Source organism: Streptomyces doebereineriae (assembly GCF_031845645.1).
Classification (GTDB): domain Bacteria; phylum Actinomycetota; class Actinomycetes; order Streptomycetales; family Streptomycetaceae; genus Streptomyces; species Streptomyces canus.
On sequence record NZ_JAVREZ010000525.1, the window covers coordinates 1 to 403 of the forward strand.

Annotated in this window: 1 protein-coding gene; it reads right to left on the minus strand. The window is 76.2% G+C overall.

Annotated elements, in window-relative coordinates; translation table 11 throughout:
* Positions 1-403 (minus strand): PDGLE domain-containing protein (locus RNB18_RS53095; protein ID WP_311721192.1); only part of this gene is annotated, 403 nt, incomplete at both ends.

Sequence of the window (403 nt, forward strand, 5' to 3'; positions counted from 1 at the left end):
CTCGTGGTCGGACCGCGCGGGACCGCCCCGGTCGTCCTCCCTGCGGCGGCGCACCACCCAGAAGACGCCCGTGCCCACGACCACCGTGGCGCTGACGCCGATCACCCCGGCGAGGCCGCCGGAGAGCCGGGCGTTCGCGATGTCGCCCACGCCGTAGTCCGCGAGCGGGGAGTCGGCCGCGCCGTGCTCCTCCGCCTTCTCGTCGATGCCCTGGTCGGCGGCGACCCGCTCCAGGCCGTCCGGGTTGGCGGAGGCGTAGAAGGAGACGACCCCGGCGAGGAGGAAGGCCGAGGCCAGGCCGGTGATCAGGAACCCCCTGTCGGAGCGGTGCGCGGTGACGGGCTCGGGCTCGCGGGCGGGGGCCGGGGCGTCGACCAGTTCGCCGTCGACCCGGAGCTTGAGG